The following is a 7,058-nucleotide window of genomic DNA, read 5'->3' as shown; positions in this document are numbered from 1 at the left end:
AGATGGGTATAAGAGACAGCTGGTACACCACCGCGGACGGCGACGTCCGCCTGCTCGGTACCCGATGCTCGTCGTGCGGCACGCCGTACTTCCCGCGCAACGAGCTGGCGTGCCGCAACCCCGGCTGCACGGGACCGAAGGACGGCTCGGAGCTGGAGCCGTACGCCCTGTCCCCGCGCGGCCGCGTGTGGTCGTACGCCGACGCGCGCTACAAGCCGCCGCCGCCGTACGTCTCCCCCGACCCGTTCGTCCCCTACACGGTCGCCGCCGTCGAGCTCGACGCCGAGCGCATGGTCGTCCTGGGACAGGTCGTCCCCGGCGTCACCGTGGACGACCTGGAGGTCGGCATGGAGGTCGAGCTGACCGAGGGCACCCTCTACGAGGACGACGAAGCCGAGTACACCGTCTGGATGTGGAGGCCCGTCAAGTGAGTCGCGACATCGCCGTCCTGGGCGCGGGGATGCACCCGTGGGGCAAGTGGGGCCGCAACTTCGTCGAGTACGGGCTCGCGGCGGCGCGGGAGGCGCTCGCCGACGCCGGGCTGTCGTGGACGGACGTCCAGTACGTGTCCGGCGCCGACACCATCCGCAACGGGTATCCGGGGTTCATCGCGGGCGCCACGTTCGCGCAGGCGCTCGGCTGGTCGGGCGCGCGGGTGTCGAGCTGCTACGCGGCGTGCGCCTCCGGGGCGCAGGCCATCAACACGGCGCGCGCGCAGATCCTCGCGGGCCTGTGCGACGTCGCGCTGGTCGTGGGCGCCGACGCCGCCCCGAAGGGCTTCTTCAAGCCCGTCGGCGGCGACCGCCCCGACGACCCCGACTGGCTGCGGTTCCGCCTGCTGGGCGCGACCAACCCCATCTACTTCGCCCTGTACGCGCGCCGCCGGATGGCCATGTACGGCGCCACCCTCGACGACTTCGCCGCCGTGAAGGTGAAGAACGCGCGGCACGGCCTCGGCAACCCGAACGCCCGGTACCGCAAGGAGGTGACCGTCGAGGACGTCCGCGAGTCCGCCGTGGTCGCCGACCCGCTGCGGCTGCTGGACATCTGCGCCACCAGCGACGGCGGCGCCGCACTCGTCCTCACCTCGATGGAGTTCGCGCGGCGGCACGGCGTGGCCGACCCGGTGCGCATCCCGGCGGTCTCGACGGTGACGCCGACGTTCCCGAAGACCGTGCTGGACCTTCCCGACTTCGCGACGGACTCGGCGATGACCGCCGCCGTCCCGGAGCGCCCGTTCCGCTCCGCGATCGCGCACGCCGCCTACGAGGAGGCGGGCCTCGGCCCCGGGGACCTGTCGCTCGCCGAGGTGTACGACCTGTCCACCGCCCTCGAACTCGACTGGTACGAGGACATCGGCCTGTGCGAGCAGGGCGGCGCCGAGGAGCTGCTGCGCTCGGGCGCGACGGCGCTCGGCGGCCGGATCCCGGTGAACCCCAGCGGCGGCCTCGCCTCGTTCGGCGAGGCGATCCCGGCGCAGGCGATCGCGCAGGTGTGCGAGCTGACCTGGCAGCTGCGCGGTCAGGCGGAGGGCCGCCAGGTCGAGGACGCGCGGGCCGGCATCGCGGTGAACCAGGGCCTGTTCGGCCACGGCTCCGCGGTCATCGCCGTCCGCTGACCGGACGGCCCCGCCGAGACGACCGGAACGGCGACGGCTTCACGCGACCGTGAAGCCGTCGCAGGCCATGAAGTACGCGTCGCCGTTCGGGTGGACGTGCAACCAGATGACGGTCCAGACGCCCTTCATCAGCGGGTAGGTGCCGTTCCCGGCGCCCTTCCACTTGAAGTCCGCCGGGTACTGGAGCTTCACGTCCTGGTTCTCCTTCGGTACCAGGTGCGGCTTGCTCACCACCACGCCGGTCACGCCGTTGCCCTGCTGCTCCGCGGGCGGGCGGATCTGCGCGGCCACGTAGTAGCCGGACGGCTGCGCGTACTTGAACCGCATGCTCAGCTCGATGGACGACGCGGTGACCGGCTGGCGCGGCGCCGACCTCTGCAGGTCCCTGGCCAGGGCTTGGTCCTCCGGACGGACCGCCGGGAGGCAGGTGAAGTCCTTCTGGGAGAAGCGGGTGTTCTGGAAGTCGCCGGTGGGCTCCTTGACGAAGATCTCGTCCGGCGGGCGGCCGTCGGCGGACGGAGTGCGTCCGGCCGCCGCCGGGCTCGTGCCGGTCGTGGCCGGGTCTCCGCCTGTCTTCTGCCCGCCGTTCGCGCCCGGGCCGGCCTGGGCCGCGTTCGGCCCCTTCCCGCCGGTCTCGCCGTCGTCGCCGTTCAGGACGAAGCGGGCCGCGAAGGCGCCGCCCAGGACGACGGCGACCACCGCCGCCCCGGCGGCGATGACGGCGGCGCGCGACCGCGCGGGCCCCGCGCCGCCGGGCACGGTCCGCGTGCGGTCCGGCGGGACGAGGCCGGACGCGGCGGCGTCGGCGATGCTGAGCGGCGGCGCCTGGACCGTCCCGACGATCGCCCGGTAGGCGGGGTCGGCGGCGAGGGGCTCGATGGGCCCGATCTCGTGGAGGAGCTGCTCCAGGCCGACGCGCTGCTCCGGCTCCTTGGCGGCGCAGCGGCGGAGCAGGTCGGCCAGCCGGGGCTCGACGCCGTCCACGTCGATGTCGCCGCTGAGCGTGCGGTGCAGGACGGCCTCGATGCGGCCGCCGCCGAACGGCGGGCGTCCCGTGGCGGCGTAGGCGATGGTGCCGGCGAGCGAGAACACGTCCGACGCGGGGAGGGGGTGCTGCTCGCGGACGACCTCCGGCGCGACGTAGCCGGGGGTGCCGTTCCACGCGCCGGTCTGGGTGATCTGCGTCTGGCCCTCGCCGCGCGCGATGCCGAAGTCGATCAGGCGCGGGCCGTCGGGGGCGAGGATCACGTTGCCGGGTTTGAGGTCGCGGTGCTGGACGCCCTGCCGGTGGATCTCCAGCAGGCCCTGCGCGAGCGCGGCGAGCAGCCGCAGGCAGGTGGCCGCGGGGACGGGCCCGTGCCGGCCGGCGGCCTGCCGGAGCGTCGGGCCGGGGACGTACTCGGTGGCCAGCCAGTACGGCGGCGCGTCCAGCCCGGCGCCGACCATCGCGGCGGCCGACCGGGACCGCACCCGCTCGACGGTCGCGACCTCGCGGCGGAAGCGCGCGAGCGCCTCCGGGCCCTCGAAGTCCTCCCGGATGACCTTGACCGCGATGTGCCGCCCGCCGCCGGTCAGCCCCAGGTAGACCTGGCCCATGCCGCCGGCGCCGAGCCGGCCCAGCAGCGGGTAGCCGCCGATCTGCGCGGGATCCTCCGGACGCAGCGGTTCCACGGTTCACCGGCCCCTCGTCGTCGCCTCTGCGAAGAAATGATCATATGGGCGGCGGGGCGGCTCCGGGGCGCGGTCGGCGCGCCTCGCGCGCCACGTGCAGGGCCCAGGCGATCAGCGGGGCCTGGAGCGGGAGGCGGCCGTAGGCGGCGGCGCGCAGCGGCAGCGGGCGGCGGCGCCAGTCGCGCGGCATCTTGACGGCGATGTGACGGAAGTCACCCCTCTGGGACCGTGTGACCTGGGGCGTAGCGGTCACGTGTCTGATGTCACCGTTCAGGTGGATTCGCGAAGTTCATCGCGGGGCTAGATTTGAACTGACTGGTCAGTACAAATCCGGGAGGCTCCGCGATGACGTCCGCGCACCAGACTCCGGGGACGGCTGCCGCGGCCGGGGGGACCGCCGCGACCGTCCCCGGACCCCGGCCGCGCGGCTCCGGGACTGGCGGGGGCCGTCCCGGAGCCGCCGGACTCCCCGTGCTGGCCCGGCGGCTCGGCGTGCGCGGCCCCCGGGGATGGGCGTTCCGCGGCGCGGACCTCGACGCCCCGGCCGGCGCGCTGGTCGCCGTGAGCGGCATCGCCGGGACGGGCCGCACCGCGCTGCTCCTCACCCTCGGCGGCCGCATGAGGCCCACCGAGGGCACGGTCCGGGTGGGCGGCCGCACCGGCCTCTCCGACATCCAGCGCGTCGCGGCGCTCGGCATCGTCCCCGGCGTCACCGAACTCGACCCGGCGCTGACCGTCCGCGAGCACCTGAACGAGGCCCTCGCCCTGCGCGAGGGCGTCTTCGGCGGGTTCCGGGGACGGGACGCCCGCAGGCGCCGCGCCCTGGACCGGGCCGGTCTCGACCTCGATCCCCGGACGCTCGCCGCCGACCTCGCGCCCGACGAGGAGCAGCTCCTCGGCGCCGCCCTCGGCCTGGTGGGCGACCCCGGCCTGCTCCTGCTCGACGACGTCGGCGAGGGGCTGGACGCCGAGGGGCAGCGCGCACTGTGGCTGCGGCTCGCCGCCATCGCGTCCGGCGGTGTCACCGTCGTCGCCGCGTGCCATGACGCCGCGCCCGCCGAGGGCGTGGCCACCCACGAACTCTCGCTCTGACCAGCTAGCCAGGAGATCCCCCCATGAGACTTCCCGCGCTGACGCCGGGCGCCCTCGAACTGCGGCGCTTCCAGCGCAACCGGCTGACCCGCGTCGCGCTCGCCGGTCTCGTCCTCCTCCCGCTGCTCTACGCCGGGCTGTACCTGTGGTCGTTCTGGGACCCCTACGCCCGGCTCCGGCATGTGCCGGTGGCGCTGGTCGTCCAGGACCGGCCGGCCAAGGCGGACGGCAAGACCGTCCACGCGGGGGCCGACCTCGCCGACGAGCTGGAGAAGCGCAAGGTGTTCGACTGGCGGACGGTGTCGGCGCAGGAGGCCGACAAGGGCGTGCGGTCGGGCAAGTACTACCTGTCGCTGACGATCCCGTCCGACTTCAGCGCCCGGATCGCGTCGCCGTCCGGGGACGGCACGCCGCAGCCGGCCGGGCTGCGGCTCCGGATGAACGACGCGAACAACTACGTCATGGGGACGCTCGCGCAGGCCGCGTTCAAGGAGATCAGCGCCGCCGCCGGGACCGAGGCCGTGCGCGGGTACTTCGACCAGGTCTTCCTGTCGTTCGGCAAGCTGCACGGCGAGCTGGGCGAGGCCGCCGACGGCGCCGGGAAGCTCGCCGAGGGCTCCGGCCAGGCCGAGGACGGGGCCGGGAAGCTCGCCCAGGGCGCGGGCGAGGCGGAGGCGGGCGCGGGACGCCTCAAGGGCGGCATCGACGAGGCCCGCTCCGGCAGCGCCGAGCTGACGTCCGGGCTGGGCGACCTGCACGACGGGACCGAGCAGGTCGCCGCGGGGATGCGGCGGCTCACCACGACCGTCGACCGCGCGGGCGGCACGCTCGTCCCGCTGCTGCGCGAGAACGCCCCCGAGATCCGGTCGGCCGCGCTGGCGGTCGCGCGGGGCGCGGACGCCCTCGCCGACGGCGCCGGGCGGCTGCCCGCGCAGACCGGCGACGCCGTGCGGCGGGCCGTGCGCGCGCAGACCGAGCTGCAGACGCATCTCGCCGCGCATCCCGAGACCCCCGCGAACGTCCGCCAGGACCTCACCCGGTCCGCCGCGCAGGTCGTGGCGGTGGCGAAGCAGGTGGACGGGTACGTCCGCGGGCACACCGGCGACCTGCGCAAGGTCGCGGCCGACGCGCGGACGGTCGAGCGCGCCGCCCGCAAGATCGCCCAGGACGCGCCCGCCCTCGCCGCCAAGGTCGACAAGGCCCGCCGCGACATCGACCGCCTCGACGCCGGGACGCGGCAGGTCAACGCGGGTGCCGGGCAACTGCTCGCCGGCTCGTCCAAGCTGACGACCGGCCTCACCACGCTCTCCGGCGGCGCCGGAGAGCTGCAGGGCGGGCTCGGGCGGCTCTCCGGCGGCGCGGTGACGCTGGAGACGGCTCTCACCCAGCTCGCCGACGGCAGCGGCAAGCTCGCGACCGGGCTGGACGACGGCGTCCGCAAGATCCCCGCCTACGGCGACGACGAGCGCGCCGCGCGGGGCGGCATGATGAGCGACCCGGTGCGGCTGGCCAGCACCACCGACAACCCGGTCCCGAACTACGGCACCGGGTTCGCGCCGTTCTTCGTCCCGCTGTCGCTCTGGGTCGGCGGGATGATCATCTACATGCTGCTGCGGCCGCTGAACCCGCGCGCGATGGCGGGCACCGCGCCCGGCCGCCGCGTCGCGCTCGCCGGCTGGCTGCCCGCGGCGGCGATCGGGGCGGCGCAGGCCGTGGTCGTCCTCGCGGTCCTGCGGTTCGCGCTCGGGCTGCGCGCCGAGCACTGGCCGGGCCTCGTGGCGTTCCTCGCGCTCGCGTCCGCCGCGTTCCTCGCCGTGATCCAGTGGGTGAACGCGCGGTTCGGCCCGGTCGGCCGGATCATCGCGCTCGCGCTCCTCATGCTCCAGCTGACCTCGGCCGCGGGCACCTACCCCATCGAGACCAGCCCCCGCTTCTTCCAGGTGATCCGGCCCTACCTGCCGATGTCGTGGGTGGTGGACGGCGTCCGGCACCTGATCGGCGGCGGGCCGATGACGGCGGTATGGCAGGGTTGTGCGGTGCTGGCGGCGTTCCTGGCCGGCGGGCTCACCCTCACCGCCCTGGCCGTCCGGCACAACCGGGTGTGGACGCTCAAGCGGCTCCACCCGGCCCTGAAGCTCTAGGGGCCCGAAGCTCTAGGAGGCGCGAACGTGGCGCGCAGCGCGACGCGGGAGAAGCTGTTCGCCTCGGCGATCGAGCTGATCGCCGAGAGCGGCCTCGCCGCGACCACCGTCGACCAGATCGCCGAACGGGCCGGCGTCGCCAAGGGCACGGTCTACTACAACTTCGGCAGCAAGGCCGCCCTGTTCTCGGCGCTGCTGGAGTACGGCGTCGAACGCCTCGCGACCGCGCTGCGCGACGCGGCGTCCGGCAAGGCCCCGCTGGACGCCCTGGAGGCGGTCGTCGCCGCCGAACTCGCGTTCATCGGCGAGCACGAGCCGTTCGCGCGCGTGCTCATCGCGGAGACATGGCGGGCGGGCGGCGACTGGCAGCACGCGGCCCGGCTGATCCGCGAACGCGCCATCGAGGTCGTCGCCGACGTCCTGCGCGACGCCGTCACCGCCGGCGACCTGCGCCGCGACCTCGACACGGGCACCGCCGCGTCCGCCGTCTTCGGGATGGTCCTGACCGTGGCCCTGGACTGGCGGGCCCTCCAGCC

7 protein-coding genes are annotated in these 7,058 nt (G+C 74.9%); 5 read left to right on the top strand and 2 right to left on the bottom strand.

Annotated features, from left to right (window positions below; translation table 11 throughout):
* The first annotated feature begins 2 nt into the window (after nt 1–2).
* The gene (locus ETD96_RS37990; RefSeq protein WP_138641331.1) at nt 3–431 is read left to right on the top strand and encodes a Zn-ribbon domain-containing OB-fold protein; all 429 of its coding nucleotides are present in this window, start codon (nt 3–5) and stop codon (nt 429–431) included.
* Between the two features lie 29 nt (nt 432–460).
* Complete coding sequence (locus ETD96_RS37985; RefSeq protein WP_240808517.1) at nt 461–1,618, top strand: lipid-transfer protein; 1,158 nt, start codon at nt 461–463, stop codon at nt 1,616–1,618.
* A gap of 39 nt (nt 1,619–1,657) precedes the next feature.
* On the opposite strand, the gene ETD96_RS46230 is transcribed toward ETD96_RS37985, so the two are convergent.
* The gene (locus ETD96_RS46230) at nt 1,658–3,289 is read right to left on the bottom strand and encodes a serine/threonine protein kinase (RefSeq protein WP_205719659.1); all 1,632 of its coding nucleotides are present in this window, start codon (nt 3,287–3,289) and stop codon (nt 1,658–1,660) included.
* A 40-nt stretch (nt 3,290–3,329) separates the two neighbouring features.
* The gene (locus tag ETD96_RS37975; protein ID WP_171069430.1) at nt 3,330–3,479 is read right to left on the bottom strand and encodes a DoxX family protein; all 150 of its coding nucleotides are present in this window, start codon (nt 3,477–3,479) and stop codon (nt 3,330–3,332) included.
* Between the two features lie 155 nt (nt 3,480–3,634).
* Between ETD96_RS37975 and ETD96_RS37970 the strand changes: the two genes are divergently transcribed.
* From ETD96_RS37970 to ETD96_RS37960, 3 genes are all read left to right on the top strand, one after another.
* A complete protein-coding gene (locus ETD96_RS37970) occupies nt 3,635–4,381 on the top strand; it encodes an ATP-binding cassette domain-containing protein (RefSeq protein ID WP_138641328.1) in 747 nt (248 codons plus the stop codon).
* 23 nt (nt 4,382–4,404) lie between these two features.
* Nucleotides 4,405–6,522, top strand: coding sequence for a YhgE/Pip domain-containing protein (locus ETD96_RS37965; protein WP_138641327.1), 2,118 nt, complete (start codon nt 4,405–4,407; stop codon nt 6,520–6,522).
* A 27-nt stretch (nt 6,523–6,549) separates the two neighbouring features.
* Nucleotides 6,550–7,058: TetR/AcrR family transcriptional regulator (locus ETD96_RS37960; protein WP_138641326.1), on the top strand; the 509-nt coding region annotated here is incomplete at its 3' end.

Origin of the sequence: Actinomadura geliboluensis (assembly GCF_005889745.1) — a bacterium.
In the GTDB taxonomy this organism is placed as follows: Bacteria; Actinomycetota; Actinomycetes; order Streptosporangiales; family Streptosporangiaceae; genus Spirillospora; species Spirillospora geliboluensis.
The sequence above is the reverse complement of the archived record's forward strand: the minus strand, read 5'-3'. Positions and strand labels throughout refer to the sequence as shown.

What these genes read in the sequence shown, in the direction of transcription:
- ETD96_RS37990 (WP_138641331.1), top strand. Translation starts at nt 3, where the DNA reads ATGGGTATAAGAGACAGCTGGTACACCACCGCGGACGGCGACGTCCGC.
- ETD96_RS37985 (WP_240808517.1), top strand. Translation starts at nt 461, where the DNA reads ATGCACCCGTGGGGCAAGTGGGGCCGCAACTTCGTCGAGTACGGGCTC.
- ETD96_RS37975 (WP_171069430.1), bottom strand. Translation starts at nt 3,479, where the DNA reads ATGCCGCGCGACTGGCGCCGCCGCCCGCTGCCGCTGCGCGCCGCCGCC.
- ETD96_RS37970 (WP_138641328.1), top strand. Translation starts at nt 3,635, where the DNA reads ATGACGTCCGCGCACCAGACTCCGGGGACGGCTGCCGCGGCCGGGGGG.
- ETD96_RS37965 (WP_138641327.1), top strand. Translation starts at nt 4,405, where the DNA reads ATGAGACTTCCCGCGCTGACGCCGGGCGCCCTCGAACTGCGGCGCTTC.